Raw genomic sequence first — 21,231 nt, forward strand, 5'->3', positions numbered from 1 at the left:
GGACAAAAGAGTTTTAGCCAAAGCAAAAGCCGACCTTTGAATGAATCTTTATTTCATTCATAGGTCGGTTTTCTTTTGTGATTCTTTCACTTTCTAATATCTTTTTTACAAATATTTAACACAAATCAGTTGTTCTTTACATATTTTCGACATATCCTTTGAGTGAAAGGACTCACTTGAAGGGATGTGACAATATGAAAATCGCCATTTTTACGGATACATTTCTCCCGGATGTAAATGGGGTTGCTAAAACTTTAGGAAGACTTACAGCGTATCTGGATAAAACTAATCATTCTTATATCATTATTTCTCCAAAGAGAACAAGGAACGAGGCAGGAACAGATCAAATATACCCTCAATCAAGTTTCCCTTTTCCCCTTTATAAAGAATGTAGAATTTCCGTTCCAAAGAAAACTGAAATTCGCAATTTACTATTGTCGTTTAATCCAGATATTATCCATGTTGCAACACCTTTTTCTATCGGATTATGCGGGTTACAATTAGCCAAAAAGCTGAATATTCCCCTTGTTGGCTCCTACCATACGGATTTTGATCATTATTTACAATATTATCATTTATCTTTGTTATCTAAACCGCTCTGGCGTTATATGGAATGGTTCCATCAGGAAATGGCACGTATTTTTGTACCATCTGCCCACACATTTGATCAGCTGCACCAACGGAACTTCCCTAACATCCAAATATGGAAGCGAGGTGTAGACACATCTATTTTCCACCCACATTACAGTCATTCAGAGACCCGTTCCAAATATAATATTAAAGAAAAATATTTATTAAGCTATGTTGGCCGGCTTGCTCCGGAAAAAAACATTGAGACACTTGTCTATTTATTCAAAAACCTGCCAAAGCGTTTAAATAAAGAAATTCATTGGATTATTATCGGTGATGGCCCCACTAAACAATATTTGGAGGAAAACAAAACGGAAAATGTTACGTTTACCGGGTTTTTGCCGCAACAAGAGGTCGCCCCTATTGTGTCTGCAAGTGATTTATTTGTATTTCCATCTGAAAGTGAAACATTCGGGAATGTTGTACTAGAAGCATTAGCTTGCGGAACACCAGTTGTAGGTGCAAATGCTGGCGGGGTTAGCACTATTATCCAAGAAGGTTTTACAGGACTCCTTTGTCGGCCAAACCACCAGGAGGATTATATGAACTCAATTACCGACATTCTTGATAATAGTGAATGGCGCTGCCAATTAGGGGTAAACGCTGTGCGATACGCAATGAAACAAAGGTGGGAAGATCGTTTCGAAGAATTGCTTGCCGGATACCAAGAAGTCATTCATGAAGAGAAGAAAGCGACAAAGCACGCTTAATTTTGTAAGCATGCTTTCGCCAATAATAGACCCACCTCTTTGTTCTCTTTCCAAATCTTATCATAATAGTGCAATGGTACAGGAACCGGTCCAACATATGGTCCAATTTCAATCGTAAAACTTGGCCGCTTCTGTACCATTATAAACCAATCGGTAAATCCCCCGCCACTCGGATTAGGACCTGGTTCAACTAATCGATAACCTGTCAAAGCGGCAAGCTTTTCTGCTAATTTTTTTGCTGAGTCATAAACAGCACCACTTGATTTGTACTGCCAGAATATTTCCTCACCTGAGGAATGATAACATGCAACAAAAGCAAAATTATGTTCAAGCGAAAACTGATATAATGACCTCACCTCAGGTTCACTTAAAGGTTTCTTCCCTTTAAACATTGCTGGAGCAGGTTTACGTATTTGATCGTCAATCGTTTCCCAGTCCATTGGATACTGACGATTCAAATCAATTCCGCGGATATTAGCTTTCCATCCATCATAATGTACAGATCCATCATTCATTTTTATCAACTCATTTTTTTGGTGAAACTGATCTGCCCCATCCTGGACGAGTGTGACACCGTCAGGGTTAACCATTGGGACAAACCAGAGGGAAACTTCTTTGAACAGTTTTCTGATTTCTTCCTCATCTTCATGGCGTTTACAATAATATTCTGCCATATTCATTAACAAGGCAGAGGTTAACCACTCTCTAGCATGATGTGCCCCATTTAGCATGACAGCCTTCTTCCCTGTTCCTAATCTTAAGGCAATAAGTTTACGATGATTAACAGAATATCCAATTACTCTTTTCTCAAGACTGTCATACTTGCTTGTCAATAAATTGATGTCATCTAGTAACTGTGTATAACGATATACTTGTTTTGGATTGACAATGTTCCCCATTATAACACTCCCCACAAGTTCATGTTATACTGCATTGTATGCTTCATAACTTGTGGAAGTGCCTAGAGTTACTGACCAAATGCATTCTTTGCAAGCATCTGAATAACCATATCATCCATTGGCGGATTATGGAGACCTGCTCTAACATCACGATAATATTGTTCAAAAGGCATAGTTTTAGCTAATCCTCTCCCACCAACAATACGCATAACTAAATCCACGATTTCATTTGCATAGTTCGTTGCAATGACTTTTACTGCACCAAGTTCCCCAATTAATTCTGGTCTCTTTTCTGGAGCTTTATCCCACTTTTCAGCGACCCCATACATAAAATGACGTGCCTGCATTAATTTCAAGTCAATTTGTCCGACCTTTTGTCGTATATGTTCCACTTCTGAAATTGGTGTTTTTAAGCTGTTTGGCTGAAACGTCTTAGCGAATTCAATAACGTCATTTCTTGCTGCCATTGCAATCCCTAAATAACACGCAGGTATATGCAATAACCATCCTTTTGGACCAGGTCTTTTCGGTTTTTGATTTACTTCCACAAGAAACTTAACTGGCACTTTTACATTTTCAAGCAGTAAATCATCGCTTCCTGTGCCTCTCATGCCTAGTGTATTCCATGTCTTATTAACAGACAGACCATCAGTATCTTTCGGTATAAGAAATGATCCTACTGCATTTTGGTCATCCAAAAATGCTGTTACAATATAATAATCGAGGACTAACGCCATTGTCGTAAAAGTTTTTCTTCCATTTATGATATAATGTTCTCCTGATCTGACTGCTTTCGTTTCAGGAATACCACCACGTGTCGGACTGCCGGTTGCTGGTTCTGTGGCAGCACGATTTACTAATTTTTGCTTTGTTCCAACCTCTTTAGCAAGGAAGTCAAATATTTGTTTCTCCCATAGTCCTTCCTCACTTAGTTCCTTCATGACACCTAGGTGCCATCCAACAGATAGAGCTGTTGCCCCATCACCCTCGGCTAATTTCTCCTGAACTAACAGAAACTCATACAAACTTAATTGTTCTCCACCGTAATCCTTTGGCAGGGTTAATGATAAATATTTGTCATTTCGTAAATCTTCAAGGTTTTCTATAGGAATAGAAGCATCCTGATCTGCTTGCTGTCTTCTATGTTTAATTTTCTCTGCTAAGTCATTAGCTCGCAACACTAACTTCTTTTGTCTCTCTGTCTGTACAAAATGATTTTGAAAAACCATTTTCATTAACCTCCTTTAAGTCACTTCCATTAAATGATATCGAAGCACTCAGTAATTTACCAATAATCTACTCAAAAAGTAAAATTTCCATCAGAAGCATTCATCATTTATTTAAAAAAAGCGACTCTATCAATGATAGAATCGCTTTTTTTTACCTATAATAACTTATCTAAAGTTTCCTTTACACGTTCCTCTGTAAATGGCTTAACAATAAAATCTTTTGCTCCCGCTTTAATAGCATCTAATACCATTTGCTGTTGTCCCATCGCAGAACACATGATTATTGTAGCATTGCTGTCTTTGCTCTTAATTTCTTTTGTTGCTTCTACCCCATTCATTTCAGGCATGGTGATATCCATTGAAACAATATCTGGTTTTAACTGCTCATACATTTCTGTTGCTTGCAGACCATTTTCTGCCTCTCCAACTACTTCATGTCCTAATTTTGTAAAAATATTCTTCAATTGCATTCTCATAAATGCGGCATCGTCAACTATTAATACTTGTGCCATTTTTTTAAACCTCCATTAATCTTGTGCAACTTGTTGTACTTCTGTTAATTCTTCATTGCTTAGTACATGATCTAAATCTAAAAGCAGAAGCATTCCTCGATCTTCTAACTTAGCAACACCTTTTAAATAGCGATGATCCACATCGTTTACTAGTTCAGGTGTTTCTTCAACTACTTCGGGAGAAATATCAATCACATCTGTAGCTTCATCTACAATTAATCCAACTTGAACCTCTTTCACTTTTGCAATCAGAATTCTCGTTTGTTCTGTTTCGTCAATTTGGTTCATTCCTAACCTTGTACGTAAATCAATAATTGGTGTTACAGCCCCACGTAAATTAATAATCCCCTTAATAAAATTTGAGGTTTGAGGTAATGCTACAATTTCTTGTAATTTCTCAATTGATAGTATTTGAGCAATATTTGCTCCATACTCCTGGTTATTCAGTTTGAAAATAATCGTTTTTGTTAACGTTTCTTGCATTTAACTCACCCGCCTATTTATTTAATATTAGTATTTTTATTGATTTAACAATAATGACATAGTCATGCCGCCAATTTTTTCGTATTGGATTTGCACTTCCAGTACTCTTTTAAACCCGCTTAACTTTGCTTCCCCGCTAATTATAGTTGGGTGGGTAATGTCTGTTTCGATCCCTGCATTAGCTAAATGAGTCGACAGACCTCCAGCGATCATATTTCCTAATTCTCCTGAAAAGGAGTCGAGCATATCTTCTGTTAATTGCATACCATATAACGCTTCACCTATTGCACTAAATACATTATGTTGTGCCTGAATAAGTAAATCTCCCTTAAATGTACCACTAAACCCAATTAGTACACCATATTTTACGGGGAGTGGTTCTGTTGATAATTTTGGTGCATCGAATTGATGACTAACCGGTATGATATTTTTAATAGATTGTACTGAACCATTATAAAGTTCTTTAATTATTTCATTCATGTTTCCTTCTGCAGGTGTCGTCATACATACATTTCCCCTTACCTTTTAAATAATAGTAGTAATATAAAATAATACCTCATAATCCATATTACCTAATTATCATTCAATACACAACTATAATTTATAGAAAAATAGTCATACATTATCTAGTTTTGTCGCACTACAATAGATAGGCTTACCCATACTCAAAGAAAATCTCCCCAACGTAACATATGAACAGTTAATAAATATGCAGAGATTATTGAATAAAAAAAAGACTACCGGAATGTCAGTTGTTTCTGACTTTCCGGTAAGTCTTTTTCCATGAATTATTTACTTAACCCTGCTTTAATTTCTTCAATTTTCGCTAGCTCAGATTGTAAACCGCCTCCGCTTAAGTACCAGAGAGCACCATCTAAGTATAAAATATGATCGTTTTTGTATGCTGTTGTTTGTTTAATGATATCATTTTCCATGTCCGTATCAATATTAGATTCACCATTTACAGCTGCTGTACGATCGATGACAAATAGGACTTGTGGATCGAATTCTAAAATTGCTTCAAAACCGAAGTTGGAACCATGTGATGAAGAATCAATATTTTCTGTTACTGGCTGGAATCCGTATACGTCATAAATGTACCCAAAACGAGAGTTATTTGCAAAACCGGACAGGCTGCCTTCATTATACATTGTAACCAAACTATTTTCATAGTTTCCAGCTAATTCTTTTATTTCTTCAAGAGCGGTGTCAAATTTAGCAACATACTCTTCAGCTTCTGATTCTTTACCGAATATTTTTGCTGCAATGTCTACTGACTCCAAGAAGGTATTCCAGTAGTCATCCTGTTGAGTACCAACAAAAACTACATTTGGTGTAATCTCTTTTAATTGGTCATAAAATGCGGCTTGACGACCAGAGATAAAAATTGCATCAGGTTCTAATGCAGCAATATCTTCTAGTAATGGTTCTTTTAATGTACCGACATTAGTATATTCATCAGATCCATAATCTTCTAAATGAGATGGTAATGGTGAGCCGCTAGGCACCCCTACGATCCCTTCTACACCAAGTGCATCTAATGTATCTAAGAATCCATAATCAAAAACTACAATTCTTTCTGGCATTGATTCAAACTCTACATCATCAAATGCATATGCTGTACCATCTCTGTCTTCAGATTCTGCAACTGTTGGAGTAATAGTCATTGGATAAGAAGATCCATTCTCATCTGCCGTTTCATCCTCAGCTGCCTTATTATCCGATGCTTGACCTTCTGTTGCCGCTGCATCGTCTGATGCTCCCTCTGCTGGTGACTCTTCATCAGATCCACAAGCTGCAAGCATTAATGTTAAAACTAAAAATAGTATAGCTAATTGCCATTTCTTCATATTTCTCTCTCCTTATGTAATCTTATATTTTTAATAATGATAATCATTATCACTGATAACAATTATCATTATACAATTATCAAACATTATCGTCAACATTATTTTGCTGTTTTTTTCATTTATTTGTTTTTTTATTTCAATCTATTAAAAACGGCCGATAGAAAAAAGATTATTCGTAATAAACTTTATTTCCAGGCCGTTTTCTTCAAGTTTTATTTTATGACGTATGTGAATTAAAGTAGACACAAATCCTGCATCCATTTTGTTCTTGGATTGGAATATCCATATCGTAAATATCACGTAAAGCTTTTGAATTAATAATTTCATGTGTTGTCCCGTTTTTAACAAGCTTACCATTTTTCAATGCAACAATACGATCTGAATAGACAGATGCGAAGTTTATATCATGTAATACAATGACAACTGTTTTGCCTAATTCATCTACAAGTTTGCGGAGTATCTTCATAATTTGAACGGAATGCTTCATATCCAGGTTATTTAAAGGCTCATCAAGTAATATATAGTCTGTATCTTGTGCAATTACCATAGCAATAAACGCTCGTTGTTTTTGACCACCGGACAACTCATCCAGGAACTGATCTTGTATATCTGTTAAGTTCATATACTCAATTGCCTGTTCTATAAATCGGTTATCTTCTTCTGAAAGGCGTCCTCTTGAATAAGGATAGCGGCCAAATGCAACAAGTTCACGGATTGTAAGTCTGACATTAATAAAATTTGCTTGTCTCAAAATTGAAACACGTTTCGCAAACTCTGTTGACTTCCACTTTTTTACGTTATTTTTATCAAGTAATACTTCCCCAGTATCTGCATCCAACAATCTGCTCACCATTGAAAGAAGTGTAGATTTACCCGCGCCATTCGGTCCGATAAACGAAGTTATTTTACCTTGCTCAATAGTTACCGATACATCTTCTACGACAGGTTTTCTTCCGAATTGTTTCGTTAATCCCTTAATTTCAATCATCTTGAAGCCCTACTTTCCTTTAATAGTAAGTATATAAAGTAAATCCCACCGACGAAATTAATAATAACACTTATTGTTGTACTCAATTCAAAGACATGTTCTACAAGAAATTGACCGCCAACTAATGCAACAATACTAAACAAGCTTGCACCAAGAATTAAAATGGAGTGCTTGTAGGTATGGAAAAATTGGTATGCAAGGTTTGCAACAATTAAACCAAAAAATGTGATAGGTCCCACAAGTGCTGTTGAGGTGGCGATTAGAACTGACGATAAAATTAATATATTCATTACCATTCGGTCATAATTGATCCCAAGGTTTATCGCATTTTCTCGACCAAGTGACATAACATCCAACTTTTTCATAATAAAAGAACCATAAATAAAAGAGATGAGCAAAATACCTATTGCAATATATAATAACTCTGCCTTAACTTTTGTAAAGGATGCAAATAGCAATGTTTGCAACCCTAAATATTCGACTGGATCAATCAATACCTGTAAAAATGTAACTAAACTCCCTAATAGTGTTCCAATAACCATTCCAATTAATAATAGTAAGTAAATGGGATGCTTATCTGCACGAAACAAGAAACGGTATAAAATTAATGCAAATAATACCATTGCAATAATAGCAACACCAAAATTCAAATATTTATTTACTATCCATATCGACATTGATCCAGCAAAGAAGTATATTAATGTTTGTACTACCTCATACATAGAGCCTAATCCCATAACAGACGGTGTCAAAATCCGATTATGTGTGATTGTCTGGAAAACCACGGTGGAGTATGAAATGGCAACCCCTGTAATGACCATTGCCGCCACACGTGTCATACGCCTTGGAAAGGCATAATCAAATCCACCCTTGATATCGTAAAATCCATAAAGTAAAACGGATATAATTACTAAAACAAATAACAGGATCAACTTCGTACTATTTCGCATATGCTCTCCCCCTAAATAACATAATTAAGAAGATCGCACTACCGATTACTGCCACTGTAACATTGACTGGAATTTCATATGGGTGAATAATGATCCGGCCAATAATGTCACATAATAATAGGAAGACAACCCCTAACAACATAGTATGCGGGATTGTTTTACGTAAATTATCCCCTAAATAAATTGATACAATATTTGGGACAATTAAACCTAAGAAGGGGATAACCCCGACAGTAAGTACGACAGTTGTAGAAATAATAGCGACAAGGATTAAACCAATATTTAATACAACTTTGTAACTCAAACCTAAGTTTTTCGCAAACTCTTCTCCCATACCTGCAACAGTAAATTTATTTGCATAAAGATAGGCCAAAATAACAGCAGGAATACTTATATATAACAATTCATAACGGCCTGCCATAATTAATGTAAAGCTCCCCATTAACCATGCAGAAATATTCTGGATAAGATCTGCTTCATACGCAAAGAACGTTGTAATAGATGACAGGATATTCCCATACATAATTCCGATTAATGGGACGAAAATGGCATCTTTAAACTTAATCCGTTCTAAAATTTGCATAAAAACTAATGTACCAACTAATGAAAATGCAAAACTGAAAATAATTTGCTGAGTATATGTTACATTTGTAATAAATAACATAGAAATCAAGATTCCTAGTTTTGCTGCATCTAACGTACCTGCAGTTGTTGGGGATACAAATTTGTTTCTGCTTAATGCTTGCATTATTAAACCCGCAATACTCATTCCAGCCCCTGCCAATATAATTGCTATTAACCGCGGCACTCGACTGATCAGGAAAATTTGTGTTTCTTCCGAATTCCAATCAAGCAAATCACTAATTCTGATATCAATGGCACCAATAAATAGCGATATAAATGAAAGGACTATCATTGCGATTATTAATATCCATAGTCTCATATGTAATCCTCATAACATCTTTTATTCTTGTTCAACAAATGAAAATGATTATCATTCCAAGTATGTCATTCATTATATTAAAAGTAGGAGAGCATGTCAACAGAAAATATGCTATTAACCGTAATGGAACGCACCTTTTCCTATACTTCAACCCTAATTTAAATGAAGGAACTATTCTTTCTTCATATACATCTTGGAAAAAAATGGGAAACCTTTTTTACCTATGTTAATTAAGTTATAATAAATAGTAATTCTATTATTAAAAGTGAGGAAAGCCCAATGATCGTTGTTATTGATAATTATGATTCATTTACATATAATCTGGTCCAATATTACCGGCAAATGGAAGAGGAAGTTATTGTTTACCGAAATGATTCCACAACAATTGAACAAATTGCATCCGTAAAACCTACCCTTCTGGTTTTATCCCCAGGTCCAGGCTCACCTGCTGATAGCGGTATTTCGTTCGCAGTGTTAGAACATTTCCATAAAATTACCCCAATTTTTGGTGTTTGTCTAGGAATGCAAATCATTATTGAATTTTTTGGCGGAAACGTCTTCCCATCCAATCAGCCAATGCATGGGATGACTAGCCGGATTCACCATAAGAATATTGGTATATTTAATGGTCTTCCTCCAATGTTTAATGTAACAAGATATCATTCCTTAATTGCAGGAAAAAGCAATCTCCCTAAAGATCTTTTGGTTTCAGCGCAAACAAATGATCAAACGATTATGGCAGTGAAACATCAACATTTACCAGTAGAAGGAGTCCAATTCCATCCAGAGGCAATTCTCACTGAATATGGTTACGAGTTGATTAGAAATAGTTTGCGAATGATAAAACAAGTGGATTATCAAAAGGATGTGTTGTAATTGGAGGAATATTTACAGTTTGACTTTAACGGTATGGAAAAAACATTTACAAATCCAATCGAGGTTATTACAGCAAATGACATTGAAAGTGTACCAAAAGCCTTCAGGAAAGTGGAACATGCTCTCGATAATGGCTATTATGTTGCCGGATATGTATCTTATGAAGCCGCACCAGCCTTCGATGATAGTTACATAGTACATGACCAGTCTCTCCTTCCTTTAGTATGGTTTGGGGTTTTTGAACAGGGAACAGATATAAAGAAAACTCATGCGCATCTGCCTTATTCATTATCCGAATGGAAAAATACCATTAGAGATGAAAAATATAAGGAAATGATAGAAAAAATCAAATTATTAATCGGACAAGGTATCACCTATCAAGTAAATTATACAACAAGGTTAAAAGCTCAATTTAATGGTGACAGTTATTCATTTTATCAGCAGCTTTTAAGAAACCAATCCGCTTCTTATTGTGCTTATTTAAGTATAGAGAATTATCAAATTTTATCTGTTTCACCTGAGCTCTTCTTCCATGTGAACAATGGAAGGATTACGACGAAACCGATGAAAGGAACCATAAAACGAGGAAAAACTTTAGAAGATGATTTAATATTAAAAGAACAATTGAAGTTCTCAGCAAAAGACCAGGCGGAAAATGTGATGATTGTTGATTTATTAAGAAATGATCTTGGCCGGATAGCAAAACCAGGAAGTGTAAATGTAAAGAAATTATTTGAAATCGAGCAATACCCTACTGTCCATCAGATGACCTCTACCATTGAAGCTGAAATAGAAGAAGATACAACAGTATGGGATTGGTTTCACGCATTATTTCCTTGCGGTTCTATAACAGGTGCACCTAAAGTAGCAACAATGAAGCATATTGCAGAAATGGAAACAACACCTCGTGATATCTATTGTGGAGCAATTGGCTGGATTGGACCAAACAGGCAGGCAATTTTTAATGTTCCTATACGAACCGTTTGGATTAACAGTCAAACCGGAGAAGCTTTATATGGTACGGGAAGTGGTGTAACATGGAACTCATCCAGTGAAGATGAATTTAAAGAAGGGATGCAAAAAGCGGCTTTCTTAAAAGAAAACCGGCCATCCTTTTCCTTATTAGAATCGATTTTATTGGAAGATGGGATTTATCCGTTACTTGAATATCATATAAAAAGATTAGAAGACTCTTCAACGTACTTTTCTTATGAATACAATAAAGGAAATATTATTAGCGCTTTAGCCGACACTGCAAAGGAATATCCTAGTGGTAAATATAAAGTAAGATTAATTGTTGCTAAAAATGGAGAGATTCAAATAAACACAGTATCAATCAGGGAAATAATCGAACCAGTTAACGCGAGTATAGCAAATAAGGCAGTATCTTCCGACAATGTTTTTTTATATCATAAAACAACCCATCGGGAAACTTATCAGCAATTTGATAATCAGCTGCCAAAAAACTATATGACTACATTATTATGGAATGAAAGTGGATACGTAACAGAGTTTACCATCGGCAATGTTGTATTTGAAAAGGGTGGAAAGTTTTATACACCACCAATTACGGATGGCTTGCTTAATGGGATAATGCGCTCAAAGCTAATTAAAGAAAAGATTTTAGAAGAAAAGCAGATTAGGAAAGAAGATATAGACAGCTATGAGCAAGTTTGGTTTATAAACAGTGTAAGAGGTTGGCTACAGGTGAATATAATGCAAACAAATAATTCGTCTGCCTGACCTTATTTTGTTAAAATGCTGTTAGCAGGGATTGAATCATTTAAGGAGGATCATATTAGTATGAATGCTTATGAAGAATATATGCGAGAAGTTGCTCGCCCGATGAGAGAGGAACTGACTAATGCAGGTTTTGAAGAATTGACAACGCCTGAAGAAGTGGATCAATTTATGAAAGAGAACAGTGAACCAGCCTTAGTTGTGATTAATTCTGTTTGCGGATGTGCAGCAGGTTTAGCCAGACCAGCTGCAATTACTTCACTAGAAAGTAATAAAAAGCCACAAAAAGTGGTAACTGTTTTCGCTGGTCAAGACCGTGAAGCAACAGCTCAAATGCGCTCCTATTTTACTGACGTGGAACCTTCTTCCCCATCAATGGCTATTGTTAAAGACGGAAAGTTACAGCACTTTATTCCACGTGAACAAATTGAAGGGTATGAAGTAGAAGAAATCGTTAACCATTTAACAGAGGCTTATAACAAATATTGTTAAGTATGTTTGCAGCAAAACGGAACCTTTTATTTATAAAAGTTCCTTTTGCTGCCTTCTAATTGGAACAACAAAAAAACAGTCAAGAACAACTATCTAAAGTTCTTGACTGTTTTCTGTTTTATTGCACTACACGGCGTACATGCCCAGAGAAAGTACTTGCCCAATAACCACTACTCATATCTGCAACAGCAACCCCTGAAGAATTTTGTGAACCAATGAATTTATTATTTCCAAGGTAGATACCAACATGCCCATTTGTTTTATATGTATTAAAGAATACAAGGTCTCCCGGCTTCATTTCACTTGTCGATACCTTAACACCTACACCTGACATTGCCGATGTACTAGCTGGTAAGCTGATACCACCCTGGCTGTATGCCCAGCTAACAAATCCAGAACAGTCAAAGCGACCATTTGCAATATCATAAGCATTTCTACCGCCACCAAAAACATATACAGAATTTCCAATATATTTGTTTCCAGCATTAATAATCGTTTGCAGATTTCCACTAGCGACAGCCGGTGTGCTTACACTCTGATTAGATCCACTGCTTGGAGCAGTCGAAGTCTGATTCTGAACGGCAGCTGCAGGAGCCGGGCTGTTAGATGTCTGGCTCTGTAACAATTCCTGCTGACGTTTCGCTTCTTCTATTGCCTTTTCTTTCTTTGCAAGGACTTCGTCTTCAATACGTAAATCTTCTAGAATATCTTTATTAGCTTCTTGTTTTTGTTCTAATTGTTCTTTTACAGCTTCATTTTCTTCTTTTTGTTTCACAATCTGCTGTTGAATTTGCTCATACTCGATTGCCATCTCTTCTAACTCTGATAATTTTTCTTCAAGTGAAGCTTTTTTGTCTTCTAATGTTTGTTTATCTTCTTCTTGTGCATCTAATAATTCCTGATCAGCAGATGTAATTTTCGTTACTAATGAAAAACGATCGATAAAATCCATAAAATTCGTTGCCCCGAAGATAACTTCCAGATAACTATTGGTTCCACCACTTTGCTGCATTGATGAAATACGTTCTTTTAATATTTCATTTCTGCGATCAATATCTTTTTGGAGGTCTGCTATAACGCTTTCCAATTCTTCTGCTTCTGATTCTACTCTTGCAATATTTCCTTCTGTTTCTTTCATAACTTTCTCGTTATCTTTAATTGCTTCTTCTAATCTATTCAGTTTTTCAGTTAAAGAAATTAATTCTTCTTTTAAGCTGTTAATTTCAGATTGTTTTGCTTCAATATCAGTTTGTATTTCAGAACGTTGTGCTTGAATTTCTGCCTGTGTTTCCGCTTGAACATTACTATTATGTACAAAAAATAAACTTGTTACAACTGTTGCAGTAATCGCCGTTTGCTTTGCCATTATTTTCCAATCTCGCACTCGTTTCCCCTACCTTCAATCTATTAGATATAGTAGCGAATATAGATGTAAAGGATTTCTATTAATTCTCTATTAGCTCTCTATTTATTCACTAGCAACAGTGTAACATAGAAATATGTCAAATTTATTATCGAAATATTACATTTATATTTCAAATTGCTATTATATGTTTAAAAAAAATATTCTTTGTACTAATCTTCTACCAATTTCTTGCTTTTGTAATACTTCTTTTTTTGTTGAATTTTCTCGAAAGCTTTTTTCGCCGGCATCATTAAAGCAATGGATGCTAGACTCATACTAAAGAAAAATAGCAACGGTTGAAAGTTCCATAGAATAAAACTTATTCCCATCAAACCTAATAACATAGTAACAGTTGGTAATGGGTTAAGAGCCATAATGAAAAAGGCACTCTTTAAAATTTGTCCAACGCGCATTTCGTAATAAACATAAACAGGAAAGATATATAATATGGTTAATAAAAATAAGATACTGATAAACAGAAAGGGAATGGTTAATAACAGAGCATACTCATTTGGGGATACGGTGATAAATACGAAGTCTAAATATAAGATATAGCTTACTGTACTTATAATGAGACCAAGAATGTTCGCAGTTTTAAAAGAATCGCGGTATGCACGCCAAAATGTTTGAAAGATGGGTATATCACTGTACCCTGTTATCCATTTTTTCGTTATTGTAAAAGTGGCTGCAGTAGCGGGAAATAACCCCAGAACTACTGCACCTAACACGGTAAATAATATCCATAAGATATTTAAATATGCTACTTTTGTTATCCATTCCAGGGCTTTATTCGCTGCTTGCATGTATATCCACCTCTTTTTTATCCTTTTAGTCCACTAGTGCTAATTCCTTCGACAACATAACGTTGGAATATAAAGAAAATAACAAATACCGGGATCAACGAAACCGTTGACATGGCAAACATTGCACCCCAATTTGAAACAGTCTCATTACTTAAGAACATATTCAGTGCCATTGAAACAGTATATTTTTCCGGGCTGTTCAAATATAATACTGGACCAAGTAGGTTATCCCATGTCCAATAAAATGTGAATATGGCAGTTGTTGCAAGTGCTGGTACAACTAAAGGCAATATTATTCGGTAATAAATCTGGAATGTATTACACCCATCAATTGTTGCTGCCTCATCCAATTCTCTCGGTATTGTTCGAATAAATTGAACAAGTAAGAAAATAAAGAATGGATGGCCAAAATACGCTGGTACAACTAATGGTTTCAATGAATTAAGCCACCCTAATTCCGCGAAGATGATATATTGCGGTATCATTACTACTTCATATGGAAGCATTAGAGTCATAATCATGATCGCAAACCAGAAATTTCGACCGGCAAATTTAAGACGAGCGAATCCAAAAGCGATTAAGGAACAGGAAATTAAATGACCTACTAATACAAATACTACAAAGACTGCTGTGTTTTTTATAAATGTTCCGATACCATAATCTCCAAAACCTTCCCATCCTTTTGCATAATTTTCTAACACAAAGGGATTAGGGATTAAAGAACCTGCTGTAACAAAAATATCTGAACTAAGTTTAAATGAACTCATGATTAACCAAATAACTGGATAAAGTAACAGAATGGCAAATCCACCTACCAATACATGGTAAATAAGCTTTTTTATATGATTAGGTTTCATTGTTATCTGCCCCCTTCTGATTCATAATGCACCCAAAATCTTGACGAGAAGAAGATAATGGAAGTAAGAATTGCAATAATGATTAACATTACCCATGCCATTGCAGATGCATAACCCATATGGAAGAACTCAAAACCTTGCTTAAATAGATAAAGCGAGTAAAGTAATGTTCCATCCAGCGGACCACCTGTCCCCTTAGAAATAATAAAAGCAGGCACGAATGTCATAAATGCTGCAATTGTTTGCATAATAGCATTAAACAAAATAACTGGACTTAACATTGGTAGCGTAATAGTAAAAAACTTTTGAAAAAAGCTTGCCCCATCCACACTTGCCGCTTCATAGTAACTCTGTGGAATAGATTTTAAACCTGCTAAAAAAATTAACATCGATGAACCGAATTGCCATACTGATAAGAAAATTAACATCCATAATGCTGCTGTCGGATCTCCGAACCACCTTACAGCATCAATACCAATAAAGCCGAGAGCAAGATTAACAATCCCCTCATCACCGAAGATTTGACGCCACATGATCGCAACGGCTACACTCCCCCCAATCAATGAAGGCAGATAATACATCGTACGGTATAAACCGACTGCTCGAGAAGCTGTGTTTAATAACATGGCAACAATTAAAGCAAATGCTAACCGTAAAGGAACGCCAGCGAAAACATAGATGAACGTTATTTTTAATGAATGCAAATACCGCGGATCATCTGTAAACATTTTCGTATAGTTATCTATTCCAATCCATCTTGGTGGAGAAAAAAGGTCATAAGAAGTAAATGAAAAATATAGAGACGATATGATTGGAATAATTGTAAACGCCAGGAAACCAATAATAAATGGCCCAATGAATAGATAACCCCACAAATTTTGCTTCATATGTGTTTGCAACATAATCAGCTCCCTTCTCTGTTTGTTTAAAATGATAGCTGATCTCTAATTAGATCAGCTATCATGATAAATATTAGTTACCCAGGATACTTTCCGCTTGTGTTCTGAAATGTGTTGCTGCATCTTCTGGAGTAATTTCTCCATAGGACATTTGCTCAGACAGATTTGTTAATAGTTCAATAATTTCCCCTGCGCCAGATGGATCTGGTGACCCCATTGGAGTACTATTATTTTCCACCCATTCAATGTATTCAAATACTTGTGCTTGGGAGTCTGATACTTCTGATTTTAATGCTTCTAAAACCTCTGACGAAATTGGTACACCACGGTCACCTAAAATTAATTTATTTGCCTCGATATCGTTAACAAAGAAGCTTATAAACTTTGCAGCTTCTGCCTTCGCTTCAGAATTCTCTGCGACAGAGAAAAACATACTAGGTTTTAGGAATAGACCATCTGCCGTATTCGGACCAGGCATTGGAGCAATTTCAAAGTCTAACCCAGATAATTGTTCTAATCCAACGAATTGATTAGACCATTGGAATATACCAACACCTTCGCCTTTAATAATTGGATCATCTTCGGGACCAGCTAATTGCGCTAAGAAATCAGGTGTAGGTGTTGCCCCTTTTTCTACTTCTTCTGTAGTCATCGAGAAAAAGTCTATAAATAGTTGATCATCTTCATAGCCTAACCCACTGCCATCTTCCGCATATAAACGTTGTCCTTGTGTACGTAAATAATAATTGAAAAACACATCTGCCTGGAAACCATTATCGAAATAAACTCCTGCATCAGCAGCTGCTTGAGACATTTCCTGAAAATCTTCCCATGTCCAATCTTCTGGAATTTCATCATAGCCAATTTCAGCTAATTGCTGTGGATTGTATTGGAATCCAACAGCATTAACCCCTAAGTTAAAACCATATAATGCATCATTAATTTGACCTGCATTAACGTTATCATCTGATATATTGCTTACATCAATTTCACTTTCAAGAAATGGTGTTAAGTCAGTTAACTGACCATTTTGTGCATATTGAGAAAGATAAGATAAGTCCATTGCAACAATATCTGGTAATTCATTAGCTGCAGCTTGTGGAGCCAGCTTCCGCCAATAGTCTTCCCAGCTTGCATATTCCGGTTCAATGGTTACATGAGGATTCTGTTCCTCATACATTTTAATTACTTCTAATGTATAGTCATGTCTTGTTTGCTCACCCCACCATGCGATTCGCAGTGTGACATCTTCGCCAGTTGCTTCCTCAGAACCAGACCCTGAATCATTTCCTGTTTCTTCTGTTCCAGTATCTGTACTTGTTTCCTCGGTTCCGCCGTCACCGCCACACGCAGTTAAGACTAATACCATCATTAAACCTAAAAGCAAATACAAAGATTTTTTCATTTCTTTCCCTCCCCTTTTTATATACGCTTTTTGTAAGCGATTACAGTTATATCATATCATTTTTTGATTCCGTACAATTATAGAAAAATCAGAGTTGAATGTATAAAAAAAAGAGGTTTAGTAAGCATCACCTTAGTCGGTACTCTTCATAACCTCTGATGGTGTAAACCCTTTGATTCTTTTAAACAATTGGCTGAAATATTGCGGATTACTGCCAAACCCTAACCTTTCAGCTAATTCGAACACTTTTATATCTTCTTCTAATCCGATGATTTCTACGGCCTTGTTGATTCTGGCATTTGTAACATAGGATGAGAAACGCTGGCCAACTTCCTTTTTGAATATTTTCCCAAGATAGTCTGCATTCATATAAAGGCAGTTATTCGCTAACCACTGTAGTGATAATTCCGGATTATGAATTTCTCTATCAATCCATTCGAGTAAATCTTGTACGACTTTTGAATATTTTCTTGGTGTTGAATCAACCAGCCTCAAAGAACTGAATAACTGGTCAAAAAACTCGTAAAGAGTAGCTAAATGGGTAACACCTTCCAATTTTGAAATTATCTCAATCCGATCTTCTTGCATAACTGAATTAAGTCTGCTCATCAATAATAAATAAAATTGAATAAAATATCCTTTTGCGATCTTTGGGCTAATATTATATTGCTTCAGTTCATTACCGAACTTTTTAACAATTTGTACTGGTTGTTCTATCGATGACTGTTTCTTTAAATGAACAATTACTTGATCCACATCTAATGGTGTAATTCTTTCCGTACCTGTTTGGTAGTCAGTAATTTCATTAGCAGAAACTACCGCTCCTTTTGGATGATAGAACAATTGTAAAATTAAATCATTCAATATAGATTTGGATTTCACTGCATCTTTTACTTGATAGGGACGAGATAGAACTATTGACCAGCTATCTGTAACTCTTCTCAGATAAGTATTTATTGATTGTAATAAACGCTCATCTTTTTCCAGCATAATTACTATATTGCTGTCAATAATTGTGCCAATGTAGGTCATACCCTTACAAACAACTTCAAGTTCGCTCAATTGCTGCTCTATGATTGGATAATCTAAATTCGACTCACAATGGAATATTAAAAATTGAAAGTCACTTCCGTTAAACTTTGAATTTACCATATTTATGAACCTCTGCTGGATATCTTCTGAAAAAGGGCCATCACCAATATAGCGCTTCACAATATCTTCATATTCATAGTCATGCAGTTTCGAAGCATCTTGCTGAATGGATTCTAAGTATTCCATTGCTTCCTCTTCTTCTCTTTTTTCTTGAATAATTTCTGTTAAAGCCTCAGATATCTGATCTTCATTGCAAGGTTTAAGTAAATAGTGTCTAACACCAAACCTCATCGCTTGCCTCGCATATTCAAATTCGTTGTACCCGGATAAAAACACCCATTTAATTGACGGGTATTTTTCACTAGCTTTTGCAACTAACCCTATTCCATCAAGCCCAGGCATGGTTATATCTGTAATAACGATATCTGGTTGATTTCTTTCAATAAAAGCCAATGCTTCCAACCCATTCATTGCTTTACCAACCAATCTTGTCTGGTGACTTTCCCAATCTATAATGACAGATATACCGTCAAGAATCATTCGTTCATCATCTACCAGCAACACTTTGTACATAACTATCATTCGCTCCCTTCGGTATTGTGATTATTACATTTGTCCCCTTACCTGTTTCGCTTTCAATATGGAGTCCGTAATCGCTGCCAAATAATATTTTAATCCGCTCATTTATATTTTTTAATCCGATCCCTGTTCCTTTTGGTATATACTCACCCTTGATTAAATTGATTAAATATTCCCGCTCCATTCCTGGACCATTATCACTAATCATAATTTTTATATCCCCTTCATACTCATTTATGTCTAGAATAATTTCACATACACCAACCATTTCTTGTAACCCATAACGGATCGCATTCTCCACGATTGGCTGTAATATAAATTTTGGTATTTTTAATTGAAGTAAATGATTTGGAATATTTTTCTTGAAATACAGCCTTTCCTCAAAACGGTATTTCTGAATGGTAATATAGTGGTCGACAATAGATACTTCTTCGGATAGAGGGATGAGCGTGCTTTTCATGTTGATTGATGATCGAAGCACATAGCCAAGGGATTCAGCCATTTGCGATATTTTCTTTTCCCCGGCTATTTTCGCAGACCAATTAATTGATTCTAGTGTGTTGTATAAAAAATGTGGATTAACTTGTGCTTGCAGTGTTTTATATTCAGAATCTTTAATTAGTAATTGCTTTTTATAATTTTCTGCTATTAAATAATTGATTTGATTCATCATTTTTTTAAAATTTTCATGCATCTGGCCTGCTTCGTCTTTTGTAAAATTCGTTTCTGATTCTAAATCATAGTAATCCAGATTTCCAGTTTGTACCTTTTCCATCTTTCGGTTTAAACTTTCAATTGGATTAACAATAGTTCCAGTAAATTTGGAACCTAAAAAGATAACGATTAAAAATAATGCGAAATAAGTCAGGAATACAGCAGTTCGGGTTTGCGTAATAACCTTAAATAAGTTACTATACGGTGTTAAAATCATATATGTCCAACCTAAATCATTTGCTTCTGAATAGGTTAAAAAATAACGTTCCTTATTAATTTCGACAATTTGATACCCTTGTTTATTGATATGAAATTGGCCTGGTGAAATATTGTTAATTGGATTCTCATTTGTAAACACTTGATTTTCTGAGTCATCGTAGATGAGAAAACTAGTGTTCTGGTCCTCTAAATTGCTGGTGATTTCATTCACTATTTCATCAATATCCACACGTATACCCACTGTCCCTAATTTTGCAAACGAGAAATCTAAATATTCGTGGATATCTCTTGCTACAATGATTGCAGCATCTTCCTTAGTTGGCGACAGCCATGTTACACCACCTTCTTCCAGCTTAGTAACACTTTTTATTTCATTTATCCTCGCTTTTGACAAATTTTTTAATGCAATTCCACTGGCATATTCTTGGTTATCATTATCATAAACTTGAATCGATTCTATATATTTACTCAATGCTCCAATATCTATTAGTCTTTTTCTAAGTTCTGCTCCAATCATATAGTGGTTATAGCTGGATTCACTGTTGGCTAATTCGGTTAAATAGGATTGAACATATGTATCTGTAGCAATCTGATATGACAGTCTTTCTAATTTCTTTAATTCTGCTTCAATCGAATTTGTAGAGACTTGTAATGCTTGTGCAGATTGGCGATAGATCTCTTTATTATAGAAGGTAAAAGCATACTGTAAGATAGATAAACCACCAATACTGAATGTGAGCAAAACTAGTAATGTAAGAATCACCATCTTATACTTAAGTCTTAAGTTTGCATAATAGTTCTTAAGTTTATGTAACAAGAATAATCACCTCATTTCTATAAACAGGTGTTAACGCTTCCAGTTTGTATATTTTTATTATACTTATTATTTTACAGTACCGTCAAATCAGTTATACCAACCTGTATCATTTTCAAATGAGAACTTCGTTGTATGGCTG

At 35.4% G+C, this 21,231-nt stretch carries 20 protein-coding genes; 4 read left to right on the plus strand and 16 right to left on the minus strand.

The genetic code is table 11. From position 1 onward, the window contains the following. Positions 1 to 194 precede the first annotated feature (194 nt). Entirely contained in the window at positions 195 to 1,340 is a 1,146-nt protein-coding gene (locus ACFOY7_RS17490; protein ID WP_390253900.1) for a glycosyltransferase family 4 protein, read from the plus strand. Here the strand turns inward: ACFOY7_RS17490 and ACFOY7_RS17495 are convergent. The 9 genes from ACFOY7_RS17495 to ACFOY7_RS17535 all read right to left on the minus strand — a co-directional run bounded on the left by ACFOY7_RS17495 (position 1,337) and on the right by ACFOY7_RS17535 (position 9,194). Then, positions 1,337 to 2,239, minus strand: coding sequence for a M14 family metallopeptidase (locus ACFOY7_RS17495; RefSeq protein WP_390253901.1), 903 nt, complete (start codon positions 2,237 to 2,239; stop codon positions 1,337 to 1,339). The genes ACFOY7_RS17490 and ACFOY7_RS17495 overlap by 4 nt on opposite strands. A gap of 68 nt (positions 2,240 to 2,307) precedes the next feature. Continuing rightward, the gene (locus ACFOY7_RS17500) at positions 2,308 to 3,468 is read right to left on the minus strand and encodes an acyl-CoA dehydrogenase family protein (RefSeq protein ID WP_390253903.1); all 1,161 of its coding nucleotides are present in this window, start codon (positions 3,466 to 3,468) and stop codon (positions 2,308 to 2,310) included. Positions 3,469 to 3,623: 155 nt separating this feature from the next. Next, a complete protein-coding gene (locus ACFOY7_RS17505; RefSeq protein ID WP_390253905.1) occupies positions 3,624 to 3,980 on the minus strand; it encodes a response regulator in 357 nt (118 codons plus the stop codon). Between the two features lie 15 nt (positions 3,981 to 3,995). Next, complete coding sequence (locus tag ACFOY7_RS17510) at positions 3,996 to 4,463, minus strand: chemotaxis protein CheW (RefSeq protein ID WP_390253906.1); 468 nt, start codon at positions 4,461 to 4,463, stop codon at positions 3,996 to 3,998. A gap of 36 nt (positions 4,464 to 4,499) precedes the next feature. Beyond that, a complete protein-coding gene (locus tag ACFOY7_RS17515; protein WP_390253908.1) occupies positions 4,500 to 4,967 on the minus strand; it encodes a chemotaxis protein CheX in 468 nt (155 codons plus the stop codon). Between the two features lie 284 nt (positions 4,968 to 5,251). Further along, positions 5,252 to 6,313, minus strand: coding sequence for a siderophore ABC transporter substrate-binding protein (locus ACFOY7_RS17520; RefSeq protein ID WP_390253910.1), 1,062 nt, complete (start codon positions 6,311 to 6,313; stop codon positions 5,252 to 5,254). Positions 6,314 to 6,530: 217 nt separating this feature from the next. Continuing rightward, complete coding sequence (locus ACFOY7_RS17525) at positions 6,531 to 7,301, minus strand: iron ABC transporter ATP-binding protein (protein ID WP_390253912.1); 771 nt, start codon at positions 7,299 to 7,301, stop codon at positions 6,531 to 6,533. Continuing rightward, on the minus strand, positions 7,298 to 8,251 hold the full coding sequence (locus ACFOY7_RS17530; RefSeq protein WP_390253914.1) for an iron chelate uptake ABC transporter family permease subunit: 954 nt from the start codon (positions 8,249 to 8,251) through the stop codon (positions 7,298 to 7,300). Before ACFOY7_RS17530 ends, ACFOY7_RS17525 begins: the two co-directional genes overlap by 4 nt. Next, positions 8,241 to 9,194 (minus strand): ABC transporter permease, encoded by a 954-nt coding sequence (locus ACFOY7_RS17535; protein WP_390253916.1) that lies wholly within the window; start codon positions 9,192 to 9,194, stop codon positions 8,241 to 8,243. Before ACFOY7_RS17535 ends, ACFOY7_RS17530 begins: the two co-directional genes overlap by 11 nt. Positions 9,195 to 9,473: 279 nt before the next feature. Between ACFOY7_RS17535 and ACFOY7_RS17540 the strand changes: the two genes are divergently transcribed. The 3 genes from ACFOY7_RS17540 to ACFOY7_RS17550 are packed head-to-tail and all read left to right on the plus strand — an operon-like array spanning position 9,474 to position 12,302. Continuing rightward, positions 9,474 to 10,070: an anthranilate synthase component II gene (locus ACFOY7_RS17540; RefSeq protein ID WP_390253918.1), complete on the plus strand. Its 597-nt coding sequence runs from the start codon at positions 9,474 to 9,476 to the stop codon at positions 10,068 to 10,070. Further along, complete coding sequence (gene pabB / locus ACFOY7_RS17545) at positions 10,071 to 11,813, plus strand: aminodeoxychorismate synthase component I (RefSeq protein WP_390253920.1); 1,743 nt, start codon at positions 10,071 to 10,073, stop codon at positions 11,811 to 11,813. Between the two features lie 60 nt (positions 11,814 to 11,873). Continuing rightward, the gene (locus ACFOY7_RS17550; RefSeq protein ID WP_390253922.1) at positions 11,874 to 12,302 is read left to right on the plus strand and encodes a BrxA/BrxB family bacilliredoxin; all 429 of its coding nucleotides are present in this window, start codon (positions 11,874 to 11,876) and stop codon (positions 12,300 to 12,302) included. Between the two features lie 118 nt (positions 12,303 to 12,420). On the opposite strand, the gene ACFOY7_RS17555 is transcribed toward ACFOY7_RS17550, so the two are convergent. The 7 genes from ACFOY7_RS17555 to ACFOY7_RS17585 all read right to left on the minus strand — a co-directional run bounded on the left by ACFOY7_RS17555 (position 12,421) and on the right by ACFOY7_RS17585 (position 21,092). Then, entirely contained in the window at positions 12,421 to 13,668 is a 1,248-nt protein-coding gene (locus ACFOY7_RS17555; RefSeq protein WP_390253924.1) for a C40 family peptidase, read from the minus strand. A 209-nt stretch (positions 13,669 to 13,877) separates the two neighbouring features. After that, positions 13,878 to 14,510, minus strand: coding sequence for a YesL family protein (locus tag ACFOY7_RS17560; RefSeq protein WP_390253926.1), 633 nt, complete (start codon positions 14,508 to 14,510; stop codon positions 13,878 to 13,880). A 17-nt stretch (positions 14,511 to 14,527) separates the two neighbouring features. Then, positions 14,528 to 15,367 carry a carbohydrate ABC transporter permease gene (locus ACFOY7_RS17565; RefSeq protein WP_390253928.1) on the minus strand — a complete coding sequence of 280 codons (840 nt, stop codon included), beginning with the start codon at positions 15,365 to 15,367 and terminating at the stop codon, positions 14,528 to 14,530. Between the two features lie 2 nt (positions 15,368 to 15,369). Next, complete coding sequence (locus ACFOY7_RS17570; protein WP_390253930.1) at positions 15,370 to 16,269, minus strand: carbohydrate ABC transporter permease; 900 nt, start codon at positions 16,267 to 16,269, stop codon at positions 15,370 to 15,372. A 70-nt stretch (positions 16,270 to 16,339) separates the two neighbouring features. Next, positions 16,340 to 17,671, minus strand: a complete 1,332-nt coding sequence (locus ACFOY7_RS17575; protein ID WP_390253932.1) for an ABC transporter substrate-binding protein — start codon at positions 17,669 to 17,671, stop codon at positions 16,340 to 16,342. 132 nt (positions 17,672 to 17,803) lie between these two features. Then, positions 17,804 to 19,345: a response regulator gene (locus tag ACFOY7_RS17580; RefSeq protein WP_390253933.1), complete on the minus strand. Its 1,542-nt coding sequence runs from the start codon at positions 19,343 to 19,345 to the stop codon at positions 17,804 to 17,806. After that, positions 19,311 to 21,092 (minus strand): cache domain-containing sensor histidine kinase, encoded by a 1,782-nt coding sequence (locus ACFOY7_RS17585; RefSeq protein WP_390253935.1) that lies wholly within the window; start codon positions 21,090 to 21,092, stop codon positions 19,311 to 19,313. Before ACFOY7_RS17585 ends, ACFOY7_RS17580 begins: the two co-directional genes overlap by 35 nt. Positions 21,093 to 21,231 lie beyond the last annotated feature (139 nt).

The organism is Gracilibacillus xinjiangensis (assembly GCF_042651765.1).
GTDB classification, from domain to species: domain Bacteria; phylum Bacillota; class Bacilli; order Bacillales; family Amphibacillaceae; genus Gracilibacillus; species Gracilibacillus xinjiangensis.

Excerpts from the sequence above, each read along its gene's own strand:
- ACFOY7_RS17525 (WP_390253912.1), bottom strand. The coding sequence starts at position 7,301 with ATGATTGAAATTAAGGGATTAACGAAACAATTCGGAAGAAAACCTGTC.
- ACFOY7_RS17570 (WP_390253930.1), bottom strand. The coding sequence starts at position 16,269 with ATGTTGCAAACACATATGAAGCAAAATTTGTGGGGTTATCTATTCATT.
- ACFOY7_RS17540 (WP_390253918.1), top strand. The coding sequence starts at position 9,474 with ATGATCGTTGTTATTGATAATTATGATTCATTTACATATAATCTGGTC.
- ACFOY7_RS17535 (WP_390253916.1), bottom strand. The coding sequence starts at position 9,194 with ATGAGACTATGGATATTAATAATCGCAATGATAGTCCTTTCATTTATA.
- ACFOY7_RS17515 (WP_390253908.1), bottom strand. The coding sequence starts at position 4,967 with ATGACGACACCTGCAGAAGGAAACATGAATGAAATAATTAAAGAACTT.
- ACFOY7_RS17555 (WP_390253924.1), bottom strand. The coding sequence starts at position 13,668 with ATGGCAAAGCAAACGGCGATTACTGCAACAGTTGTAACAAGTTTATTT.
- ACFOY7_RS17505 (WP_390253905.1), bottom strand. The coding sequence starts at position 3,980 with ATGGCACAAGTATTAATAGTTGACGATGCCGCATTTATGAGAATGCAA.
- ACFOY7_RS17575 (WP_390253932.1), bottom strand. The coding sequence starts at position 17,671 with ATGAAAAAATCTTTGTATTTGCTTTTAGGTTTAATGATGGTATTAGTC.
- ACFOY7_RS17520 (WP_390253910.1), bottom strand. The coding sequence starts at position 6,313 with ATGAAGAAATGGCAATTAGCTATACTATTTTTAGTTTTAACATTAATG.
- ACFOY7_RS17560 (WP_390253926.1), bottom strand. The coding sequence starts at position 14,510 with ATGCAAGCAGCGAATAAAGCCCTGGAATGGATAACAAAAGTAGCATAT.
- ACFOY7_RS17580 (WP_390253933.1), bottom strand. The coding sequence starts at position 19,345 with ATGATAGTTATGTACAAAGTGTTGCTGGTAGATGATGAACGAATGATT.
- ACFOY7_RS17530 (WP_390253914.1), bottom strand. The coding sequence starts at position 8,251 with ATGCGAAATAGTACGAAGTTGATCCTGTTATTTGTTTTAGTAATTATA.
- ACFOY7_RS17495 (WP_390253901.1), bottom strand. The coding sequence starts at position 2,239 with ATGGGGAACATTGTCAATCCAAAACAAGTATATCGTTATACACAGTTA.
- ACFOY7_RS17490 (WP_390253900.1), top strand. The coding sequence starts at position 195 with ATGAAAATCGCCATTTTTACGGATACATTTCTCCCGGATGTAAATGGG.
- ACFOY7_RS17510 (WP_390253906.1), bottom strand. The coding sequence starts at position 4,463 with ATGCAAGAAACGTTAACAAAAACGATTATTTTCAAACTGAATAACCAG.
- ACFOY7_RS17500 (WP_390253903.1), bottom strand. The coding sequence starts at position 3,468 with ATGGTTTTTCAAAATCATTTTGTACAGACAGAGAGACAAAAGAAGTTA.
- ACFOY7_RS17565 (WP_390253928.1), bottom strand. The coding sequence starts at position 15,367 with ATGAAACCTAATCATATAAAAAAGCTTATTTACCATGTATTGGTAGGT.
- ACFOY7_RS17550 (WP_390253922.1), top strand. The coding sequence starts at position 11,874 with ATGAATGCTTATGAAGAATATATGCGAGAAGTTGCTCGCCCGATGAGA.